15 protein-coding genes are annotated in these 24461 nt (G+C 31.4%); 4 read left to right on the top strand and 11 right to left on the bottom strand.

Features of this window, described 5'->3' with window-relative positions; all coding sequences use genetic code 11:
• Positions 1 to 304: 304 nt before the first annotated feature.
• From WHD08_RS17665 to WHD08_RS17650, 4 genes are all read left to right on the top strand, one after another.
• Complete coding sequence (locus tag WHD08_RS17665) at positions 305 to 3331, top strand: SusC/RagA family TonB-linked outer membrane protein (protein WP_166382900.1); 3027 nt, start codon at positions 305 to 307, stop codon at positions 3329 to 3331.
• 16 nt (positions 3332 to 3347) lie between these two features.
• On the top strand, positions 3348 to 4877 hold the full coding sequence (locus WHD08_RS17660) for a RagB/SusD family nutrient uptake outer membrane protein (RefSeq protein WP_166382898.1): 1530 nt from the start codon (positions 3348 to 3350) through the stop codon (positions 4875 to 4877).
• An 83-nt stretch (positions 4878 to 4960) separates the two neighbouring features.
• A complete protein-coding gene (locus tag WHD08_RS17655; protein WP_208889867.1) occupies positions 4961 to 5512 on the top strand; it encodes an FG-GAP repeat domain-containing protein in 552 nt (183 codons plus the stop codon).
• Positions 5496 to 8333 carry a VCBS repeat-containing protein gene (locus WHD08_RS17650; RefSeq protein WP_208889868.1) on the top strand — a complete coding sequence of 946 codons (2838 nt, stop codon included), beginning with the start codon at positions 5496 to 5498 and terminating at the stop codon, positions 8331 to 8333. Before WHD08_RS17655 ends, WHD08_RS17650 begins: the two co-directional genes overlap by 17 nt.
• Before the next feature lie 284 nt (positions 8334 to 8617).
• Here the strand turns inward: WHD08_RS17650 and WHD08_RS17645 are convergent, their stop codons facing one another.
• The 11 genes from WHD08_RS17645 to WHD08_RS17595 all read right to left on the bottom strand — a co-directional run bounded on the left by WHD08_RS17645 (position 8618) and on the right by WHD08_RS17595 (position 24324).
• A complete protein-coding gene (locus WHD08_RS17645; protein WP_340833065.1) occupies positions 8618 to 9853 on the bottom strand; it encodes a T9SS type A sorting domain-containing protein in 1236 nt (411 codons plus the stop codon).
• Positions 9854 to 10089: 236 nt separating this feature from the next.
• On the bottom strand, positions 10090 to 12570 hold the full coding sequence (locus WHD08_RS17640; protein WP_208889870.1) for a glycoside hydrolase family 2 protein: 2481 nt from the start codon (positions 12568 to 12570) through the stop codon (positions 10090 to 10092).
• Positions 12571 to 12590: 20 nt separating this feature from the next.
• The gene (locus tag WHD08_RS17635; protein WP_208889871.1) at positions 12591 to 13871 is read right to left on the bottom strand and encodes an Ig-like domain-containing protein; all 1281 of its coding nucleotides are present in this window, start codon (positions 13869 to 13871) and stop codon (positions 12591 to 12593) included.
• Between the two features lie 5 nt (positions 13872 to 13876).
• Positions 13877 to 16090: a beta-agarase gene (locus WHD08_RS17630; protein ID WP_244183286.1), complete on the bottom strand. Its 2214-nt coding sequence runs from the start codon at positions 16088 to 16090 to the stop codon at positions 13877 to 13879.
• Positions 16091 to 16126: 36 nt separating this feature from the next.
• Positions 16127 to 17494 carry a family 43 glycosylhydrolase gene (locus WHD08_RS17625; RefSeq protein ID WP_208889872.1) on the bottom strand — a complete coding sequence of 456 codons (1368 nt, stop codon included), beginning with the start codon at positions 17492 to 17494 and terminating at the stop codon, positions 16127 to 16129.
• A gap of 27 nt (positions 17495 to 17521) precedes the next feature.
• The gene (locus WHD08_RS17620; RefSeq protein ID WP_302849287.1) at positions 17522 to 19156 is read right to left on the bottom strand and encodes a sugar porter family MFS transporter; all 1635 of its coding nucleotides are present in this window, start codon (positions 19154 to 19156) and stop codon (positions 17522 to 17524) included.
• Entirely contained in the window at positions 19111 to 20229 is a 1119-nt protein-coding gene (locus WHD08_RS17615; protein WP_208889874.1) for a glycoside hydrolase family 117 protein, read from the bottom strand. The genes WHD08_RS17620 and WHD08_RS17615 overlap by 46 nt, the downstream gene beginning before the upstream one ends.
• A gap of 15 nt (positions 20230 to 20244) precedes the next feature.
• A complete protein-coding gene (locus tag WHD08_RS17610; protein WP_208889875.1) occupies positions 20245 to 21291 on the bottom strand; it encodes an aldose epimerase family protein in 1047 nt (348 codons plus the stop codon).
• 22 nt (positions 21292 to 21313) lie between these two features.
• Positions 21314 to 22408 (bottom strand): mandelate racemase/muconate lactonizing enzyme family protein, encoded by a 1095-nt coding sequence (locus tag WHD08_RS17605; RefSeq protein WP_208889876.1) that lies wholly within the window; start codon positions 22406 to 22408, stop codon positions 21314 to 21316.
• A gap of 69 nt (positions 22409 to 22477) precedes the next feature.
• Positions 22478 to 23272, bottom strand: a complete 795-nt coding sequence (locus WHD08_RS17600) for a gluconate 5-dehydrogenase (protein WP_166382878.1) — start codon at positions 23270 to 23272, stop codon at positions 22478 to 22480.
• Positions 23273 to 23307: 35 nt separating this feature from the next.
• Positions 23308 to 24324: a zinc-dependent alcohol dehydrogenase gene (locus tag WHD08_RS17595; RefSeq protein ID WP_208889877.1), complete on the bottom strand. Its 1017-nt coding sequence runs from the start codon at positions 24322 to 24324 to the stop codon at positions 23308 to 23310.
• Positions 24325 to 24461 lie beyond the last annotated feature (137 nt).

Here is a 24461-nt window from a genome sequence, read left to right as displayed (position 1 = left end):
ACTTAATTTCAAATAGTTAAAATCAACACTAAACAATAACAAGTTTATGTCAAGTTTATGTCAAGTTCAATTTTACTGTTTTTATTTTAATAAAAAACAACTTTGTATTAACCAAATTTTAAATTCAAATTAATCATATGGCAGAATAAAATAATGAAAAGGTAATGTTACCAATTACTCCGTAATTCTTTAACATTTACTTTTAAACCGATTAAAAGTAAACAATAGCAGAACTTCTTAGATTTTATAAACCTAAAATCAATAGAAACAATTAATTAACAATTAACAATAATTAAATTAGTATATGAAACAGCAAATTACTAAACTAATAAGTAAGAGTTTCTTGTTAGTGTTATTACTAACATTAATGAGTGCACAAAACTCCTATTCACAAAAAACCATCACAGGAACAGTTAGTGATGAAAACAAAATGCCTATTCCTGGTGTAAGTATTCTTAAAAAAGGAACAACAACGGGTACAACAACAGATTTTGATGGTAATTTTACCCTTTCAGCATCTACCGAAGATATTCTTATCTTTTCTTTTTTAGGATATGCAGCACAAAATATTACAGTAAAAGAACAAACAGTAATTAATGTTGTTCTTGCTGAAGATGCAAGCCAGTTAGAAGAAATTGTAGTAATCGGTTATGGTACTGCTAAAAAGAGTGATATTACAGGATCTGTATCACAAGTAACTGCTAAATCCTTTAAAGACGCACCCGTTGTTCGTGTTGAAAATGCATTACAAGGTAGGGCTTCTGGAATAACTGTATCTGGAGGCGGGCAACCTGGGGCAGATATAAAAGTAAGAGTAAGAGGGGTTAACTCTGTTACAGGTAATAATAACCCACTAGTAGTTGTAGATGGTGTTTTTGGAGGAGATTTAAAATCATTGAATCCAGATGACATTTCTTCTATGGAAGTCTTAAAAGATGCATCTGCTTTAGCTGTATATGGCTCTAGAGGTTCCAATGGAGTTATTTTAGTAACTACCAAAAAAGGAAAAAGTGATAAAACTAAATTTACTGTAAGTCAGTTTGCATCCGTGTCTTCTTTTGCAAAGAAAATTGATAAGTTAAATTCTGGTCAATTTGCTAGAGTTTTAAATAATGAAGCATCCGATCAAAACAACCTTCCTTTTACAACTCAACAAATTGCTAATTTAGATGCAAACCCTATTGATTACGAAGATTTAATATCACAAACGGGTATTGGATCCAATACACAAGTATCTATGAGCGGTCGTTCAGACAAAATAAATTATTTTGTTTCTGGTAACTATTTAACACAAGAAGGTACACAAATTAATACCAATTATAAAAGAGGTTCTTTTAGAGCTAATTTAGGTATTGAAGTAAATGACAGGTTAAATATTGGTTTCAATGTTTATGGAAGTAGAGAATATACTTTAAACAACCAAGATGCTTTTGCGCGTTTTAATGGTAGTATTTTACTAAAAGCACTAACCTGGGATCCTACTTCTCCTGTAAGAGATGCAAACGGAAATTATATTTACAGAACTAGTAATGCAAATAATGGATATAACCCAATCTATAATTTAACGGAAAGTAAAGATGAGGTTATAGGAGATCGTTTAAATGCAACTTTAAATCTAAATTATAAAATTAATGATAATTTTACCTACACATTAATAACAAATGCAACAAGATATAATGGAAATACAGAATCTTTTAGATGGGAAAAAGACCCTGCACAGGGTGTTGGATCTAGTTTTAATATTTTATATTATAATAATTATAAACAGACTACGCATCAAATTAGTAACATTCTAAATTGGAAAAAATCTTTTAATAAACACAATTTAGATATAACAGGAGTCTATGAATTTCAGGGTGCTGTTTCTAAAACCAATGCTTATAGTGCATTTGATGTTAATGTTCCTAGTTTTTACCATGGAGACAATAGTAATAACGAATTTTTCACCAATGGAGGTGCTAGAACTTCTATTCAATCTTATTTAGGACGTGTTAATTATAATTTTGATAACACAATATACCTTACAGGTTCTTTAAGAGTAGATGAATCTTCTAAATTTCTAAAAGGAAATAGAACAGGTTATTTCCCTTCTCTTGCTGCTGCTTATAGCTTAAATAAATTAAAATTTATTGAAGATGGAGAATTTTTATCTAATTTAAAATTAAGAGCAGGATGGGGACAAGTTGGTAATGAAAACATTAATGCACTTGCCTCTTCTTCTATTACGAATGATTCTGGTTTGTATTCTTTTGATGGTAATACAGCTCAGACCGGGCAAACGTTAATTCAAATAGGAAACCCAGATTTAACTTGGGAAACCACAACTCAAATTAATGCAGGTGTAGATTTTGGTATTCTTCAAGGACGTTTTACGGGGTCTTTAGATTATTATAAAAAAACAACTAAAGATCTTTTATTACAAACAACTGTTACAGGTACTTTATATCGAAAATATGAAAATGTTGGTGAGGTAGAAAATAAAGGTTTAGACATTTCTCTTTCTGGTGATATTATTAGAAATGATAACTTTAATTGGAATACCTCACTTAATGTTTCTCTCTTAAAAAATAAAGTTATAGCACTAAATGGAGATTTAAATCAAATCCCTGGTAATAACTTAGTAATTGGAGGTTCACAAGCTAGAGTAGATGTTATAAAGGTGGGAGAACCAATAGGTACATTTAACGGATATACTTTTTTAGGAACTTGGAAAACAAATGAAACAGCATTAGCCGCTACTTTTGATCGTGTTCCTGGTGATCCAAAATATTTAAGAGATGAAAACGGAGAATTCGTTTTAGGTCCTATTGGTAATGGTTTACCAACAACTTCTTGGGGCTTTAATAATAGTTTTACGTATAAAGATTGGAATTTTAATATCTTTATTACTGGTGCTACCGGATTTGATGTTTATAATTTTGTTTCTGCAGCATTAAACGGAGGAGCTGCTGCTTTTAGAGATAATCTATCCCCTTCTAGATACAATACTTGGACAGCTGCTAACGAAACGGAAATTCCTAGAAATGGTGCTAGCAACCTTTTAAATTCATCTAGGTGGATTGAAGATGGTAGTTTCATTAGATTAAGTAATGTTAAGTTAGGTTACAATCTAAAAAACTTAATAAAAGGTGTTAGTAAACTAGAAGTTTATGCAAGTGGGCAAAACGTATTCCTTATAACTAATTATTCTGGATATGATCCAGAAGTATCTTCTACCCCAATAACATCTGACCCTGGAATTTCTGCGCCTGTAGATGGTGGTGCCGGATTAGATCAAGGTGCATATCCAAACCCAAGAACATTTACGTTAGGGCTAAAATTAGAGTTTTAATCTAAAAAAAAAAAAAATGAACAAAATAAAAATAAGTACAAAATATAATAAAACCGCTAAGTTATTAGTAATTTTTATAGTTGTTTTTACTACCTTAAATTTTCAAAGCTGTGCAGAATTAGATCCAGATCCTTTAGAATTTAATTTACCTCCAGAAGTATTTTCTAATTTAGATGAAATGGACAAAGGAATATCTGGTATTTACAGTAAAATAGTAAATGCATCTAGATGGACTACTTTTTATGCTCCTGCTTGGGCGGGTGATGATATGACAACCTGGGCTTCTGGTAATAAAGCCGATTTTAGAGAGTTTGACCAAAGAAATGTACAAGCATCAAATAGTAGACTATTATCTAACTGGAATGCAATTTTAGATGTAATTAACACTACAAATTCAGTTTTAGACAGGTCTAAAGGTTTAGAAAATTTAGCAGTAGATCAAGATTTATTAAATAGATATATTGGCGAAACTCACTTTATAAGAGGTATTATGTTCTACCAGTTAGCTAGAGTTCATGGTAGAATTCCTCTACCACTAACTACAATTCCTGATCCAAATATTTCTAGAGCAACACAATTAGAAGTATTTCAACAAATAGAAGCAGATTTATTAGAAGCAGAAAAAAGATTACCTAATGTTTATCCAAGTTTAAAAGAAGGTGCTTCTAGACCTAATAAGGGTTCTGCTAAAAGTATTTTAGCTCGTTTATATATGGATTGGGCTGGTTTCCCTTTAAAAGACAACAGTAAATATACAGATGCAGCTAATATTGCTAAAACAGTTATAGATAATGCTAGTACATATAAATTTGGATTGGTAGATGACCTAGAAAACTTATGGACAGTTGCAGGCAGATTTAATAATGAATCTGTTTTTACACTTACTTATTGTAACTCTTGCGGTGATGATAGAATTGCAAATTGGAAATATGGAATTGTAGGTTTAAATGATAGTGCAGGTGGATGGAGTGAAACATTTGGTGAAATTAAATTTTATGAAGATTTCCCTACAGGACCTAGAAAAGAAGCTACATATAGAATGGATTTAGATTGGAGAAACTTTAGTTCTGCTAAAGATCAAAAAAGTCCTATTTTTAAAAAAATAGCAGGTCCAAAAGGAGATTTACCAAACTCATTTATTACCAATAGAAACGACTTCTTTATGCGTTATGCAGAAGTTTTATTAATCTATGCAGAAGCTTCTGCTAGATCAGGTGCTGTAACTGCAGATTCTTGGGAAGCATTAAATAAAATACGTCGTAGAGCATCTGGTTTACCATTTGCTACACCAGATGCTACCGTAGATCTATCTAGTGGCGATTTAGCTGAATTAGCGTTTACAGAACGTAAATGGGAGTTTGCAGGAGAATATTTAAGATGGTATGATTTAATGCGATTAGAACGTGTTCAAGAAGTACTAGGTAATAGAACTCCTTCAGGCACAATTGCAGAACATAATCAAATCGCTGGTAGTTTAAGTACTGATAATTATTTTTCTCCTATTCCTGCAGAAGCATTAAATAACAACCCTAATTTGGGTAATTAATTTTTAAATATTTAATTTTAAGTAAAACGGTAGGATATTTTATATGTCTTACCGTTTTTTACTTATAATTCTTATAAAAAAACATGTCAAACTTAACTATAATAAATACAGCATTTTTTGTTAAATCAATCTTTTTTTTAATATTGATTTCTCTTTTTTCTTGTGATAAAAAAATAAAAAAGACCATTATAAAAGTAGACGTAAAAAAACTCTTCATTACCGTTTTACCTAAAGATTCTGGAGTCGATTTTCAAAATTCATTAATAGAAAGTCCAGATGCTAATTATTTTCAATACAATTACATGTATATAGGTGCTGGTGTTGCTACAGCAGATTTTAATAACGACGGATTGGTCGATATTTTCTTTTCTTCAAATACGTCAGACAATAAATTATATATAAATAAAGGCAATTTTAAATTTGAAGATATTTCTAAAAAAGCCGGAATTATTAAAAGACCAGGCTTTGATACTGGTGTAACTATAGCAGATGTTAATAATGACGGCTATCTAGACATCTATCTATCTAGAGGTGGTTGGATTGATGAAAATCATCAATTTGCAAACATGTTATATATTAATAATGGCGATTTAACATTTACAGAAAAAAGCAAAAGAATTGGGTTTAGACGATGAAAACAGAACCATAAATGCCATCTTTTTTGATTATGATAATGACAACGATTTAGATGTTTTTGTTTCTAATGCAGGAGATATTATTAATAGAAGTCAAACAGATATTATAGATCTTTTAGCTTTACAAAAAGATCCAAAAACCATCACCCTAAAAGGTAGCGATCGTTTATATAATAATGATGGTACTGGTCATTTTACTGATGTTTCTATAAAATCTGGAATCTTACCAGAAACCGGGTTTGGTTTAAATCCGCAAGTTGCCGATTTAAATAATGATGGTTTTTTAGATATTTATGTTAATAACGATTTTAACATACCAGATTACGTATATCTAAACAATGGAAACAGTACTTTTTCTGAAGGCAGAGACAAAGTAATGAAGCACATGGCTTTTAATACCATGGGCGGAGATGTAGCGGATATTAATAATGATGGTCTTTTAGATTTAATGACATTAGACATGAATCCGGAAGATTATATTCGTTCTAAAACCACAATGGGTATGACCTCTATTGAAAATTTTGAATCTATGACAAAGTCAGGATATCATTACCAATACATGCACAATATGTTACAAGTTAATAATGGCAATGGAACGTTTAGTGAAATCAGCAAAATGGCAGGAATTGGAGATACCGATTGGAGTTGGTCTTTATTATCCGCAGATTTCGATTTAGACGGGCACAATGATATTTTTGTAACAAATGGCGTTTTTAGAGATGTAATTGATAGAGATTCTAACAATAAAATTTTAGCTACTTTACGGGCAAAAGGACGAAAACCAACCAAAGAAGATTTCTTTGAATATGCTAAAATGCTACCTCAACAAAAACTAACTAACTATTTCTTCAAGAATAACAGCGACCTAACCTTTAAAAATACTTCGGATGAATGGAATAGTGGAAAACCAACATTTTCTAATGGAGCTGCATATGCAGATTTAGATAATGATGGTGATTTAGATTTAATTGTAAATAATATTAATGAGCCTGCAACTATCTTAAAAAATAACGCTCGTGAAATAGAAAACGGTAACTTTTTACAATTTTCTCTAAATGGTCCAAGTAATAATAAATTTGGAGTGGGTACAATTGTTAATTTATATATGAATGATGGGGCTATACAAACTAGACAACTAATTAATACACGTGGCTTTTTATCTGCCGTTTCCAATAAATTACATTTTGGAATACATAAAGATGCTAAAGTTTTAAAAGCAGAAGTAGTTTGGCAAGATGGTAAACGTCAAAAAATACAGACCCCTGCTATAAACACAGCTATTGTTTTAGAATATTCTAACGCTACAGACATTCCTAAATCAAAAAAAACAAGGCTTTCTACACTATTTTCCGAGGAACAATTTAAGTATACACATAACGATCCTTATTTTAATGATTACCACAAGCAAGTATTATTACCGCATAAATTATCTCAAACAGGTCCTGCGGTAGCTAAAGCTGATATTAATAATGATGGTTTTGATGATGTCTATATTGGAGGAGGAAGAAAACAAGCTGGTAAATTATTATTAAGTACCCCAAACGGGAGCTTTAAAACTACTAATATTCCAGATTTTATTAGAGATCGAAACCAAGAAGATGTTGGTGCTACATTTTTTGATGCAGACGGGGATGGAGACCAAGATTTATATGTGGTAAGTGGTAGCTATGAATTTGGTCGTTTACCAAAAATGTTATTAGATAGATTGTACATCAACAACGGAAAAGGGAAATTTAGTAAATCTACTACCGCCCTACCAGAAATGGTTTCCGCAGGTTCTATTGTTGTCGCTAATGATTATGACAATGATGGAGACCAAGATCTTTTTGTTGGCGGAAGAGTAATCCCTGAAAAATATCCGTTTGCTCCAAAAAGTTTTCTTTTGGTAAATAATGGTGGTAAATTTACTATTGCAACACCTAGTCTTGCTCCAGATTTAGAATTTATAGGCATGGTTACAGATGCCGTTTGGACAGATATAAATAATGATAATCAAGTGGACTTAATTGTTACTGGAGAATGGATGGGTATTGAAGTTTTCATCAACAAAAATGGTAAACTTATAAAAAGCAACGAGTATCTAGCATTAAAAGATGCCAAAGGTTGGTGGAATAAGATTTTAGTTTCTGATGTTGATAATGATGGAGATAAAGACATTATTGCAGGAAATTTAGGTACAAACTATAAGTTTCATGCATCCAAAGAAAAACCATTTCATATTTATACAAACGATTTTGATTTTAACGGTGTTCAAGATATTTTTTTAGCAAAATACTATAATAACAAACAAGTTCCCGTTAGAGGAAAAGGTTGTACTGCACAACAATTACCACATTTAAAAAATAAAATAAAATCTTACAATGAATTTGCCAATAGTGATTTAGAAGGTATTTTAGGCTCGCGAATTAAAAGCGCTTTGCACTACGAGGTAAATCAGTTTAAATCAGGTATTTTTAAAAATGATGGAAAAGGTACATTTAAATTTGAACCATTTTCTAATCATGTTCAAAAATCACTTATAAATAGTATTATTTCTGAAGATATAAATGATGATAATATTAATGACTTAATTCTAGCAGGAAATAATTACATGTCTGAAGTAGAAACTACCAGAGCAGATGCAGGAACAGGTGTTCTATTACTAGGTGATAAAAAAGGGTTTTATAAATACGTGTCTAATGTTACCACTGGTTTATTTGCTGATAAAGATGTAAGAAATATGTTAATTCTTAATTCTAAGAAAGGTAAACTACTGCTTGTTATCAACAATAATGATACACATAAGTTATATGCGGTTCTAAATATATCTAAAAAAAATTAGTGAAATAAAATACAATATTTATACAAGCATATTAATTATATTTAAGGTGTTTATAATTACACAGCATTAGCATGATTTTACTTAACTCTTTGTTATACTCTTTTAATGTTTATTATAAACAAATTATTCCTTTAAACGGAATAGAAACTAAATAAAAAAAGGAGGTTAACAATTGTTAACCTCCTTTTTTTATTATATTATAATTAAATTTTAAGTCTTAATAAACTTTATCAAAAAAAATAAATTTTATACTGAGTTATTCATTTATCCAAATAAAAATAAATTTAGTTTTTTAGAATTTTTTGTCTACTAGTAGATCCATCTTGAGCAGAAATTTCTAAGAAATAAATTCCTTTCGTTAACTTTTGTAAATCAAAATTAACAGCGGCATCATTAAAATTCTTTGAACAGATTAGCTTACCTCTTACATCAAAACAATCTATCTTATTAATTAATTGACTAGCATTAATTTGTATTAATTTAGAGGTAGGATTTGGGTAAATATTTACTTTAAAATTATTTTTTACATCCTTTACAGATAAACTACTAGTTGGTTTATAGGCTCTAATCCAATCAATCTTAAATGTATTATTTTCTATGTTTGATAGCTCCGAATTTGTAGGAACAACAGACTTTTCGTTTGCTTTTCTCCATCCTTGTTCTTCAACAGTTATCATAATATCCATTGCTTTAGATAGCCCTGTTCTAGTATCATTGCTTGAGTCCCCTTGATTTACTGAATTAGTAAAAAACAAAGGATCTATTTGATCTTTTCCTTCCCTTTTAGATACTTGAACACCATCTATAAAATGGTAAATATGCCAAGGGTCTTTCCAATAAACTCCATAGGTGTGATATGAATCTTTCCACTTAATATTTCCATTTCCGTCGTTTCTTCTTATCCAAGTTGGGTTTGGAGCTGGATTTCCATTTCCAGATGCTAGTTCACTTGGTTGCCAATCTTTAAAAGGTGATCTTATAAAGACGTGATGACTTACATGCATTCTTTCTCCCCACCAAGAAAGATCTTCTTGTGCACTATCTGAATATGTAGCGCCATAGCCTTCCATAAAATCTATTTCTTGTGTATCGTCTGGGCTTAATAACCAAGCTCCATTTGCTAAAACAGAGTTCATTATTTTAATTTTTGCTTCAATATAAACAGGATATTGAATTGTATTATTAGAATGGATCGCACCTGCATTAACACTGCTACTTAAATATCTAGTAGCTGTTAATTTTAGTTCACCTCCATCAACTGATGAATGTTGTCTAGTCCATACTGTAGAACCTGGACCAGTCCATGCATTATGATAGAAATCATCCCATTTACTTGTAAAGGTTGTTCCTTTATTCGCAGCTGGTGCACTGTAATTAAAATCATCAGAAACATTAGATTGTAACACCCATGTATCTCCACCATCTAAAGTTACAGGAATCGTAACCCCATTCCAATCTTGACTAGTTAAATTTGAAATACTAAACAAACTTATTAGTATTATTAATGCATTTTTCATCATACTTATTATATTTTCTACTAAACTAATTAATATTGTAATTAAAAGTTACTTTTTTAACTGAACTAAAACTTGACAAGCTAAATACTTCAACAAAAACTGCATAAAACTCACTAAAAATCAATACCTAAAACCTTTACAACTATTTTTAAATTTAGGGAAATTAGAGAAAAAAAAAAGAGATAACTCAATATAAAATTGAATTATCCCTTTTAAAATTATAAAATAAGCTTTACTTTTTACTCAAAACCTCTTGCAATTGGCATTTTTTGATCCGCTTCTGGAACTCCATCTTCACCACCTAAACTAGGGTAATATCTAAAGTAACTAGCCCAACCAAATTTTTCCTTCGTTTCAAAAGCTTCTAAACCAATAGCTCTTAATTCTTTTCTATCTTTTTCTTTATCTGCTACTAATAACATATAGTCATTTTCAGAAATAGAATTTCCATCTGCATCAACAAGAGAAATTTCTGTATAGAATTTATCTCCTATTACTCCTGGAACTTTACAGGAAACATCAACAAATTTCCCTGAACTATCTCCTCCAATTTCAGAAATATCAAACGTTTCTACTTTGAATACAGATTTATTATTATCCAAGTATTTGATAGTAACTTTACAGTCTTTAAATGATTTATAATAATCATTTACAACCCATAATTCTCCTTTAAATTCTTCTCCTGGTAACCAACGTCTATTATTGTGTTTCATCGTAACTAAAACAGGTTGATATGCTTTTCTCACATAGTCAAAAGATAATTTTTTCTCTTGATAATAATCTACAATTCCCCATTTCATATCTGGAGCAAAAGTGATATAGTGACAAATACAAACAGCACTTGTTTTAGGTTTTCTCGTTCTAAAATGCTCTAATGCATATTGAAAAATAACCCCTTGTGAAATTTGAGTAGCTTCAACAAATTTTTCTAAACCATCTCTACTTTGATCTCCTAAAACTTCAAAATTTAAAGTTCTTAGTGCATCAAAATCTGTCCAATGGTGTCCCCAACTTGGTCCTGGAGGCCATACTTCATCCGCAGGAATAAACTTCTTAATACTTTCTACATTCGGACAAGAAGAAATTGCTAATTCAGGAATTACTGCAAAATCTAAACTAGGGAAATATTCTTCCATTACAAACTCTCCTTCACCATAGAATAAATCATTCGCATGGAAACTTTCGTTTGGTTTAAAACCTAAATTTAAACCAACCTCATCACTTAAAGGTGAAGAAGGTATAAAATGTAAAGGTGTATAAGGTTTAATAGCCTCACCAAGTGCATTTACAAATTCTAAATTGTGTTCTGGGTCTGAAGCTGTCATAAACAATTCTTCTGAACCTTCTAATAACACTAAACAAGGATGATTACGTTGCGCTTTTACAGATGAAATAGCTTCTGCAAAAACAGCTTGTTTAAATTCTTCATCTTTTGGTAAAGACAAACTTGCTAATGGTAAAACATCTTGCCAAACTGTAATACCTGCTTCGTTACATAATTTGTAGAATAAAGGAATTTCTTCTGGATGCCAACCAAATATTCTTAAGTTATTAAAGTTACATTCTTTTGCTAAACGAATTAACTCTACATATTTACTTGGATGTGCACGACCCATAAAAATATCTGGTGGTCCTCCCCAAGTTCCTGAACGCATAAAATGACGTCTGTCATTAATCATAACTGTCCAAGGATTTTCTACCTGTTCTAAAGTAAACCCAGGATTGTGTACCATTTTTACTTCACGAATTCCAAAAGAAGTATCTGTTGTGTCTAATAAAGTATCTTCACCTTCAATAACAGTAACTTTAGCATTATATAAGTTTTGATCTCCTAAATCCCAAGGCCACCAAAGTTTTGCACCATCAATATCTAAACTGATTTCATAGTTATTAGTTCCTTTAGAAACTTTAACTTTTTGCTGAACTTGATACGTTTTAGATTCAAAATTTTCACCTTCAACTTCAATGTTAATAGCTACTTCTCTTTCAGCATCTTCATGATTTTTTAACTCAATTTCTACATCTAAACGAGCAGAATCTTCAGTTAATATAACCGGTTTTACATACGTATCTTCAATAGTAACCTTACCTGTTGCTTCTAAATAAACTGGTTTCCAAATTCCTGTTGGAGGTAAACTTACCCAATAATCTCCATGCCACGCAGGTTTACGTCCTGCAACTTGACTATATCTTCTTGGTGCTGGATGTAAACGAACCATTAAAACATTGGTTCCGAAACGCAAGTTTTCGAAACGGATATCTTCTGATACATCAAACTTAAATTTAGAAAACATTCCTTCATGAGAACCTAAAAATTTTCCATTCAACCAAACATCACATCCAAAATCTACACCATCAAAAACCAATTGAATGTGTTTCTCAAACATGTTTTTAGGTACATCGAACTGACGTTTATACCACCATTCATTTTCTGGAACCCATTTTGCTTTTACACTATTTCTTCCAAAATGCGGATCCTCTATTCTACCTGCTCTCCATAAATCTGTATACACATCTCCAGGAACTTTCGCAAAAGACCAATTAAATGAATCTCCTGTAATATCAAAGTTTAACTCATGAAAACCAACTTTAACACCTTCGTCTGGCCTTATACCTTCAAATTGCCATTTGTTTCCACTTAAATCAAAAACAACTTTTTCGTTAGACTCTTTGCCTTGTTCAGCTAAGTAGTCTCTTTCTTCTTGACTAATATTCTTCATTTATCTCTATTTTTATATTCTTATTTATCTTCTAATTTCCATGTTCTTACCCAATCAATTCTCATGGTATTAATTGTATCATCACCTAAATCTGATTTAGGAGGAAGACCACCTAGATAGTTTCCTTCATTCGTCCATAAATCAAATATTATTTCTAAATCACGCGTAAATTCACGACCTACATATGTTTGTCCCCCTCTATCTTCACCTACTACAACACTTCCAGCAGGTTCTCCATTTAAGTAAAATTGAATGTGTTTAGCATCTTTCCACCAAACTCCGAAAGTTTGATATGCTTCATTCCATTTTACTCCTTTTAAAGGATTATTATTTGATAAATTGGTGTTTATAAAATTGTCTTCATCTCTAATTTCCACTGGAGATTTACTTGCATCAGCATGAAAATATTGCGAATTCATTCTTGTTGGAAATTCAGGTTGACAACCATTGCAAGAAGGTTTTGAGTTGTTCTCGATAATATCAATTTCATCTCTGTTATTAATATCACCATTATTTAACCAATATGTATTGTAGGCAGAAATGTGAGAAGATTTTATTCTAGCTTCTGTGTACATAGGATATTGTGTTTCAGCTATAGAATGAATTCTTGCTGTTTGAAACCATCTCCCATCAGGGTTACTTTCATTTAAAGTTGCTTTTAACCACAATTTACCGTCTGTAACTCCTGAGTTTTGTATAGACTGAGACATGTAAACGGGAGCAGGATAATTCCAAGTAGATTTAAACCATTTACTGCTATCCCAAGAATCAAATTCATCAGACATCGATTCAAACTTTACCCATTTTTTATCTGTTGGAGTTGTATCTTCAATAGAAACAAATGAAGGAAGACTTGGATCAATATTACTAAAAGCACTAGCACTTGGTGCAAATTTTGTTACAGTTATTGCAACCGATGCAGAATCTACATCACCATCAACATCTGTTATATTATATGCAAAACTGTCATCTCCAAAATAATCAGCATTAGGGATATATTCAAAAACACCATCACTTACTTCAGTTATAGTACCATTAGTTGGATCAGTTTTTATACTATAATTATCAGTACCTCCACCATCATTTCCTAAATGATCATTTGAAGCTACATTTAATTGATTTGAAGTCCCAGAGCTACTATTTTCATCAACACTTAAAGTGTCATCAACTGCTGATGGTGTATCGTTTATTTCTTGTGGTTCTTCGGGCTCTGTTGAGCTACTTCCGCAAGCAACTATAACTATCGTAGTTATCAATAAAATAATTAAATTTGTTTTTATATATCGTTTTTTTAATCTCATGGTTTTTATTTTTTTGATAATGATTGATTAGAATTCTTGTTTTCTAAATTGTTATTCTTTCTATATTCATACATAGAATAGGTAGTTTCTTTTACTTTTTCTATAAAATCTTCATGAGGATTGTCTGTAATATCAACAAAACCTACATTATAGTTTTCTCCATCAAAACGTCCAGTATTTGGTTCATCTATATATTGAAACCAATGAGCACCAACGATATTTGGGTTTCTTAATGCTCCTTGTATATAACTTTTAAACATTTCTCCTCTTTCTGTTTGGTCTTTTGCAGCTTTAATTCCTACATGTAGACTTCCTCTATCTAAAGCACCAAACTGAAACTCACCAATCATAACTGGTTTATCAACTCCTTTTGGTAACGAAAAATCTGCAATGCTATATTCGTATTTATTAAAGCTCATAATATCTAAATAATGACTCGCAGCTGTTAAAACAACATCATTATTTGCCCAAGCAAATCGGCAACCTAAATAGTTTTGATTTGGAGCAACCGATTTTAACTCTTCATTAATAGTTCTAAAATATGTTTCTGCAATTCTCTTATAAAAATTAACTAAATCTGATTTTGCAAATTTCTCATTTGGAGTCTCTGTTGATGATAACATTTGGTCCCATGATTTATAAGAAGATTTCCATACAGTATTTAAAGCAGAAACGCTTTTGTATTTATTTTTTAAATCGTTGATAAATTCAATTTTTGCTGGTTGAATTGCTGGACTTTTTAAAGTTCCTACCGCTAATGAACCTAACTGTCCCCAAGATAATTCGTTATCAACAAAATACCCTAAACACCAAGGATCGTTAGCACCTTCTTTTTGAGATTCTACAGAATTTCTAACAGCTATTCTAAAATTAGGATCAAAAACATCATGAAACTTACCCCAGAAACCTTCTGAACCTTCAATTTTTGGTGTATTTTTTATCCAAATAGAACCAACATATGCTGTTCTTTTTTGTTTTGTTACTCCTATATCAGACATAAAACCAACGGTATTCATCCCCCAATCTTTTATTCTTTTATGAGCAACATCTTGAAATGTTTTTAACCAATCATCACCATATTTTTTATATAAATTATTCTGATAAAAGTTAAACGTTTTATATGGTCTCTTATCTTTATAAAAACCATGGGTTGCATAATCTACTTCTTGATAAAACTGAGCAGAAGAATCGTCTTTTTTTGGTAAATATTCAAAATAATTTTCTCGTTGAGAAACACCTGTAAAAACCGAGTTTGAAGCGACACAGTTTAAACCTGCTGTCCAAAATAAATATCCTTCTGGGTCCACCATCCACCATTTATCTGCTACTTTTTCTGTTCTAAAAAAACCTGTTGCTTTTAATTTTGGTCCTTTTAACCAACCTCCAAAAGTGGCTCTATCTTTTGGCCCTTTACCGTTTTCTAAATAAGCTAATTCTGCCTTAGCAAATTCTTTAATTTCTTTATCAGAATGAATTTTATTTTTCCAATCTTGATGTTTATATTGTCCATATTTATCTATGAAAGGTAAAAATCCATCAGGGCTTTTTTCTTCATATTTACCAACAGCTCTAACATTATCAATTGTAAAATTATTAGGTTCTGTATTGTATCTAGAACAGAAAGTTAGCTCAGTAACTTTCGTTAAATCTGCTTTAATCTGTCCAGGAACTCCACGTAAACCATTAATCTTTATTTGTGGTTTAAAAATCCAAGGAGTCCAAGCTAAATTAACAGTGATTGTTTTACTTTCTCCTGGTTTTAAATCGATATAATCTGAACAATACCATCTTAACAACCCATCAGGATCATTACCAACAAAAAGTTCTACTTGCATTTTTTCATCACCCACATTAGAAACATCCGCTTTTACTTGATAGTAACTTGATAAATCCCAAGGTTTGCCTTCAGGACTCATTAACTTCACACCTGTTTCTCTTATGGTGTTTCCGTTGTTAACCTGTAAATGATTGCTTTTCCCTGATGAAATAATTTCGAAAGTTGCATCTTGAGGTTTTACTAATTGAGTTTGAGTTTCATTCTCAAAGTCAAATAAAACCATACCATCTTCATTTGTAGAATCATTTTGTGAAATATTACTTTTAGAAGAATTACAACTCATGAAGTTAAAGTTTATAATCAACCCAATTACTATAATCAGTTGCCATTTATTCTTTTGAAGAATATCCATTGAAGTTTTTATTTTAGTTAATTTCTTCATTTTTTATCGTTTTTATTAGAGCAGTTCTTTTATTTTTTAAAATACAGAAATATTTTTAATTTCCCATGTGCCACTATCTGCATTACAAGCAGGTTGCACTGCCATTTGCATTAACCTAGCATTAACTTCTTTAAAATCTAAAAGGTTAATAATGTATGTTACATATTCTGTACTATTTGACTTTATTGGGATTGTAATCCATTCTTGTTTTTCCCAATCAATTGATTTTGTACCTGAAGTCCAAAAACTGGCATCTTCATTTCTAGAATAGATAGCTACTTTCATTTCGGTTGCAGCACTATTATTTTTGATTGTATAAGAAATTTTATTACAAACTCTCGTATCTGTATATAACCAAGGCGCACTTTCTATAATTGCTTTTTTGCCTGATAAATTACCAGTAAGTATTCCTTTTTCTTTTAAATTTACTGTTGTACCTTGTAATGATTTCCAACCCATTGTACTGTTTTCAAACTTCCAGTTTCTTCCAGGACCGGGATACATTCTATCATCCTTAGGGATAATTACAGTTCCATCTTCATTAAAGAACACAGGTTTTAGACTTGCTCCGCGATAAAAAGCACTGATGTCATGATTTTCTTGTAACACATACCATTGCTGGCCTTTCCATTGAAAAAAACTTGTATGACCCCCTGCTAAGAAAGCTCCTTTAAAATTGTATGGACCATATAATTTTTTAGACATTGCATATTTGTTCCCATAAACTAAATAATACCAATCTCCTCTTTTAAATAACGTTGGTTTATCATCTGTAGAAATTTCTTTTCCTGTTGCATCAATAACAGAAATAGAAGTTGGTTTACTTTCTAAAGACTTCATATTTTTAGATAATGTGGCCATGTAATAGGTGTTCACTCCAAAACAAATAGTGTAGACATCGTTTTCTATATATATTTCTGGGTCATATGGATTGACTGGTACAATTCCTTTTGGTAATAAAGGTTTTCCTAATAAATCTTTGTATTCTCCATCTATTTTATCTGATACCATAACACCAGTGTCTATATTTCGATTTGAAAAAAACCAATAATATTTTCCATCTCGTTCACAAATATCACCTGCCCAACAATTTGGTTGATCGCCAATATATGTTTGTGTTGGAAGGATATTTCTATGAAAATTCCAGTTTACTAAATCTGCGGATGACCAAATTTCCCATCTATCCATTGGAAAAGCACTTTTTGCATCCCAGGATTTATCATGACCAGCAATTATAAAAACGGTATCATTTTTAACCCAAGCATGAGGATCTGCCATACCATGTTCTGGTACAATTATATCTACTTTTAAAGCATTTGGATTAACGCCTACAAATAGTTGCTTTTCTTGTTTACAAGAAAGCAATATTATAACACAAATAAGTAAAGTTGATATATTTTTCATTTTATTAATCTTTAGCTAAATACATAATTATTTAACTAACATTTCTTCTAATTCTTCCAAAGATTTTCCTTTAGTTTCAGGTACTTTTAACCAAATAAAGACGAAACCTATCACTGCAAATATTCCGAAAAGTAAAAATGTACCTGCATTACCCAGCGACGCTAATTCCCAAGGAAATAACAATTGAACTAAAAAGCCAACACCAAGATTTATAAACCCAACAAATGCAATAGCAATACCTCTAATCTTAGTTGGAAATAACTCTGAAAATAGCACCCACATTACTGGACCTATAGACATTGCAAATGCCCCAACGAATCCTATAATTCCGATAAGAATTAAAAGCGTATTCATTTTGGCAGAAGCTGTAACAAGGGTAGACTCATGTATTCTTGCACTTTCTTCACCTAAAGTTGAAACTATTGCAGCTTTAAAGTCAAGATCGTTTTCAAATACTTTATCTTGAAGTTGCACAATTTGGTCATGATTAATTTCTTTTGGAAGATTTGCTATTGCTTCTTGTGAAAGCGTATAAGTAGCATCATTAAATCCATAACTTAATAAAAATAAACAAATAGAGATCCCTGCCATTCCAATAATTAACAAAGGTTTTCTTCCAAATTTATCAATAACTAGCATCGCTACTATTGTAAAACCTAGGTTGGTTACACCTACCAAAGCAGCCTGAATAAATGAAGCGTTTGTTCCAATACCCGTTTGTTCAAAAATCATTGGGGCATAAAACAAAACAGCATTAATACCAACTATTTGTTGAAAAACACCAACAATTATTCCTATGATAATTACTTTACGCATTGATTTTTTAAACAAATCACTAACCTTAGATTTTACTTTATTCTTATCTTCATGAATATTTTGTTCCACTGCATTCATTTGTAAAACTGCTTCTTCTTCAGAAACCACCTTTTTCATGATTGTTAAAGCCTCTTCTTTCTCATTTTGAGTCATTAACCACCTTGGACTTTTGGGTACCAAATTTAACCCTAAGTAATAAAAAATTGCAGGAACAGCTTCTAAACCTAACATCCATCTCCAATTCCATTTATCAAAACCTAACGTTTTAGTCCATTCTGCATCAGAGTTTCCCCATTTAAGAATTAAATAGTTTGTAAAAAATGCTATAGAAATACCCAATACAATGTTTAGTTGATTGAAAGAAACTAATTGACCTCTTTTTTCTGGAGGCGCAACTTCAGCAATATACATTGGTGCTATAATTAATGCTGCACCAACAGCAAAACCACCAATCATTCTAAAAATAATTAACCAAAAGAAATTCCCTGCTAAGGCAGAACCCACAGCAGAAATTGTAAATAATATGGCTGCAAATTTTAAAATTCTTCTTCGTCCATGTTTATCACTCATTGGGCCAGCAATTAGCATTCCAACTGCTGCTGTTAAAGTAATTGAACTTACTGCCCAACCTAATTGAAGTTTTGTTAAATTGAATTCTGGTTCAATAAATTTTACGACTCCAGAAATTACTGAAGCATCAAAACCTAATAAAAACCCACCCAAAGCAACAATTGCTGCAATTTTTATTACAAAGAATTTTTTAGTTGACATATTTTTAGTTTTAGTTAATTCGTTTTTTACTATGTTATTTTTTCTCCTTTTGCAGTATGATGTGTCATTTCCCAAGTTGTAAACCTTTGGATATATTGATAATCATCATTCATATATTTATGTGTTAAACCCCAACGTAAAATATGAGTAGGATGAACTTCTTGATTTACAGATCTGTTTAAACCTATTGCATGAGGAGCTCCTTTTATAACACTTTTAATTTCAAAATTAATGCCATCTGGAGACCATTGAACTGTGTTTTTTTCTGGTCCATCTGTAGTAATTAAAGATGCAATTCCGTCATTATATTTCCAAACACAAATTTCATGTCCGCTATTTGAAATAGGATTGTATTCCGATTTCACATAAGGTCCTTTTGGGTTATCAGCAATAGCAACTCCATGTCTTATTTGTCTTCCTCCAAATGTGATAGCTTCACCCATTTGTTCTCCTTTGTAATACAAATAGAATTTACCTTTAAAAGGTATAATACAAGGGTCATGTACTTTATGACTATCAAAATCTCCTTTTTTCTCTACTGCAAATCTATTTTGAGTTTCACCTTTCCAAACACCATTATCAGCAGGTTTTAAGATTGGTTCCTCACTTTTTTGCCAAGGACCATAAGGTTTATTTGACCAAGCCAAACCAACTTCATTTTTTATACGAACTGTATAATCTCCTGTTATAGTTTGATATGATAAATAAAACATACCTTCATGCTCCATAACTTCTGGTGTAAAAACAGAACGATTATCATAAGTTCCAGATTCACCTCTTTCTACAGCTAAACCTTCTTCTTTCCAGGTAATACCATCATAAGAAGTTGCGTACCAAATATCACATCTATCCCAAGGAAAAACTTTGTCTTCAGCAATGTTTCCTCCAAATCCTTGAGTTGGCCCAATACTTCTGCTGTACCAAACAAAATATTTTCCTTCAAACTTTATAATAGCACTAGGATCTCTTCTTACCACTCCTTCTTCATAAGCTAAATCACCTTTCAAATCTTCAATCTGATAATCAAAAAACCAATCTTTACCCAAATCTGTTGGCCATTTTAAAGCTCTTTTACTTGCTGCGCTTAACTTACCTTTATTAGTAATTCCTAAGAAATCTTGCTGCTCGTCTGTTATTTCGATACTCATATTTAAATTTTATTCTTAATATTTAAACTTATAAACAGTTGCACTTTTATATTCTTCTCCTTTTTTTGTTATCGATTTTGGTGAATTTTTAATATTTGGACCATTTGGATATCTCTGTGTTTCAAAACAAAAACCGCTATATTTTCCAAATTTCTGACCATTTTCTCTTTCTAATTTGCCTGAAGTATACGTTCCTGTATAAAATAGTACACCAGGTTCTGTTGTTGATATTTCTAACGATCTACCACTTTCTTCACATAAAAATTTAGCTACTTTTTTTAATTGAAAATCACTCTTATTAAAAATGTAATAATGAGCAAACCCATCATTCATTTTTTTATGTATTTCCTTAATTTTTTTAGGGCTTCTTAAATCATCAACTTCATTATCTAGATGTACAATTTTATCTAGAGCTGAACCTGTTTCATCCATTGCTAACTTTTTGTTTGCCAAAATTGTAGCCTCATGATTTTCTATTGATTTATTAAAACCTGATAAATTAAAATATGTATGATTCGTTATTGCTAAAGGAGTATCTTCATCAGGAACTGCATTATATTCTATACAAAGTTCATTTGCATTTGTTAAAGTAAAAACCACTTTAATAATTACATTACCTGGAAATCCTTCTTCAAGATTTGCACTAACTAAAAACATCTCAACACTTGCTTCATTATTATTGTCTACAATTTTAGCATCCCATATTTTTTTATCAAAACCTTCAACACCTCCATGTAAATTATTGTTACCACAATTAGTCGCCAATTGATAAGTTAATCCGTTTAGATTAAATTTAGAATCTTTAATTTGTGCACAATATCTTCCAACAGTACTTCCAAAATATGGAGCGTTTGTTTTATATTCCTCTAAAAAATAACTCTCAAAGTTGTTAAAACCACAAACAATATCTTCTAGCTTACCAGACTTATCTGGTGTAATTATAGAAGTAATTGTAGCTCCGTAATTGGTTATTTTAACTTCAACCCCATTAGCGTTTTTTAAACAAAATAGATTTACCTCTTGCTCTTTAAAAGTTCCAAATATTGATACTGCAGTACTCATTAATATATTTTATTTAATGCTATTAATTTTGCTTATAAGGAGCTAGTTTGTCCCAATTAAATTCTACTCCAACCCCTGGTGTATTAGGTGCTACAGCTCTATAATTTTCTACCACTAAAGGTATCATTGTATATTCATCAATAGGAAAACTATGTACTTCTAACCAACCTGCATTGGACTGAGAAGAAACTAAACTTACGTGCAATTCTTGCATTCCATGAGAACAAGCAGGTATGTTATTTTTGTCTGCTAATTTTGCTGCAGCTAACCAACCTGTAACACCTCCACAATTGGATGCGTCTGGTTGTACAAATGCTAGTTTAGATTGCTCTATAGCATATTCAAATTCATGAATAGTATGTAAGTTTTCTCCCATTGCTAAAGGAAAACCTGTTGCATTAACGATCTCTGCATATCCTTTGTAGTTATCAGGAATTGTAGGCTCCTCAAACCAAGTAATATTATATTTTTTAAAACCTTCAATTGCTTTAATTGCTTTTTCTACACTCATAGAATAATTAGCATCTACCATAAAAGTAACATCTGGACCAATAAATTCTCTTACTGCTTTTATACGATCTAAATCTTCTTGTAAATTTTCTCTACCAATTTTAATTTTTACTGCATTAAAACCATTTGCTAAATAAGTTTTCATGTTTCCTAGTAATTTCTCTAATGGAAACATTAAATCAATTCCACCACAATATGCTTTACAAGTATTATTTGTTCCACCTGCAACTTTCCATAAAGGTTGATTAAGTTTTTTACAACGGATATCCCACAAAGCAATATCTATTGCAGAAATTGCGAAAGAAGCAATTCCGCCACGACCTACATAATGAATGTGCCATTCTAAAAAATCGTAAATACTTTCAATATCATCACCATCTTTACCAATTAGCGCTTCTGTAAAATCGTATTCTACCATTGCTTTTATAGCACGACCACCTTTACCTCCAGTATATGTATAACCAGTTCCTTCACTACCATCTTCTAAAGTAACTGTAACGGTTACTAATTCAAAATGAAAATGGTCTCCATGTTTAGCATCAGAAAGTACTTCTGCTAAAGGAACTTTAAATAATTTGGTTTCTATCTTTGCTATTTTTGTACTCATTACATTGTTTTATGGAATAAAAAATAAACGGGTTTTTACAGCATTTATAAAAACCCGTTTTATTAAATATTAAATTTCATTCTCTCCTTTTACATAACCAAAGTTTGCAAGGATTCCTCCATCAACATATAAAACTTGTCCATTAACAAAATCTGCTGCTTTAGAAGCTAAGAATAATGAAGCATTACCTACATCTTCTGGTTCTCCCCATCTGTTTGCAGGTGTACGTGTCATTACCAAATCGTTAAATGGGTGACCGTCAATACGAATCGGTTCAGTTTGAGCAGTTGCTATATAACCAGGCCCAATTCCGTTTATTTGAACGCCATATTTTGCCCATTCACAACACATATTAGCAGTCAATAATTTTAAACCACCTTTTGCTGCTGCATATGCTGATACATTTTGACGACCATAAACGCTCATCATAGAACACATGTTTATAATTTTACCTTCTCTACGCTCAATCATTCCTGGAGCAACACGCTTCGCCATAATTAAAGGCGCAACTAAATCTACATTAAGTACTTGCTCAAAATCAGAAATTGGCATATCTAAAATTGGAATACGCTTGATAATCCCTGCATTATTAACAAGAATATCTATAGGACCTACTTCTGCTTCAATTTGACTAATTCCTTTATCTACACCTTCTTCACTACAAACATTGAAGTTAATTGTAAAAACATCAATACCTTCTTTAGCGTATTCTGCTTTACAAGATTCTAGTTTTTCATCATCAATATCGTTAACACACAGTTTAGCACCTGCTTTAGCCAAAGCTTTCCCACAAGCCATTCCAATTCCGTGAGTTCCTCCCGTTACAAGAGCGACTTTACCTGATAAATTAAATAATTCTTTCATTATATGTTTTCTTTTGTTTTTATTATTTCTTAAGGTTATAAACTACAATCCATTAGTACTTTCATTCCGTCAGGATTATTGTCTATGTTTTCAAAAACTTGTTGAATGTTACTTAAAGGCTGCACATCAGTAATCATATCGATGAAAGGCAACTCATTTGCAGTGATTAATTGGATCGATTTTTCATAATCTTCTTTTTCATAAACTCTTGCTCCAATTAATTTTAATTCTTTCCAGAAAAATTTAAATAAATCAATCGGTTTTTTCTCACCATGAATTGCAACCATCAAAATTCTACCTCTAATACCTGCAACTTCAGTCATTACATCTAATGCGGGTTGAACTCCTGCAACTTCAAAAACAACATCTGCTAAACGTCCGTCAGTTTTTTCTCTTACATATTCCACTAAATCAATATCTATTGGACTTACAGCATCAAAACCTAATTCTTTTGCTTTGGCAATACGTTTTGGGTTTACTTCAGAAATAATTACGTTTGCTCCAACTTCTTTGGCAACCATAGCTACTAATAATCCTATTGGACCACCACCTAAAACAACTGCAGTTTCTCCTTTTACTAATCCGCTTAAGCGAACATCATGAGTAGCTACCGATAAAGGTTCTATTAATGCTGCTAATTTTAAATCGGTAGTATCTTTTAACTTGTGAAGTGTAAATGCAGGAACATTCCAATATTGTTGCATTGCTCCTGGGCTATCAATTCCAATAAATTTTAATTCCTCACAGATGTGATTAAAACCTTTGTCTGATGCTTTTACTTTTCTGTCATCTAACGGACGAACAACTACTTTTTCTCCAACTGAAAAACCACTTACACCTTCTCCCACTGCATCTATAACTCCAGACATTTCATGTCCAATAGTTTCTGGTGTATTTACACGTTTATCCATCATTCCATGATAGATATGTACATCTGTACCACAAACACCAACATAAGCTACTTTAATTCTTACTTCACCTTGTTCTGGAGCTGCGATTTCCTTGTCTATAACACTAAAGGTTTTATTACCTTCATATTGTGTTGCTTTCATCTTATTGAATTTTAAATTATTATCTTTTGTTAAGAGAATAATCTTCTTTAAAATGAATTTGATTTTTACAAATACGAATTCAACCCAAGAAAATTATTCTTAGGTTAAAAGTATATGAAACAGTTTGGAAATAAATG

The organism is Polaribacter sejongensis, from assembly GCF_038024065.1.
In the GTDB taxonomy this organism is placed as follows: domain Bacteria; phylum Bacteroidota; class Bacteroidia; order Flavobacteriales; family Flavobacteriaceae; genus Polaribacter; species Polaribacter sejongensis.
This window is presented reverse-complemented; position numbering and strand designations above follow the sequence as displayed.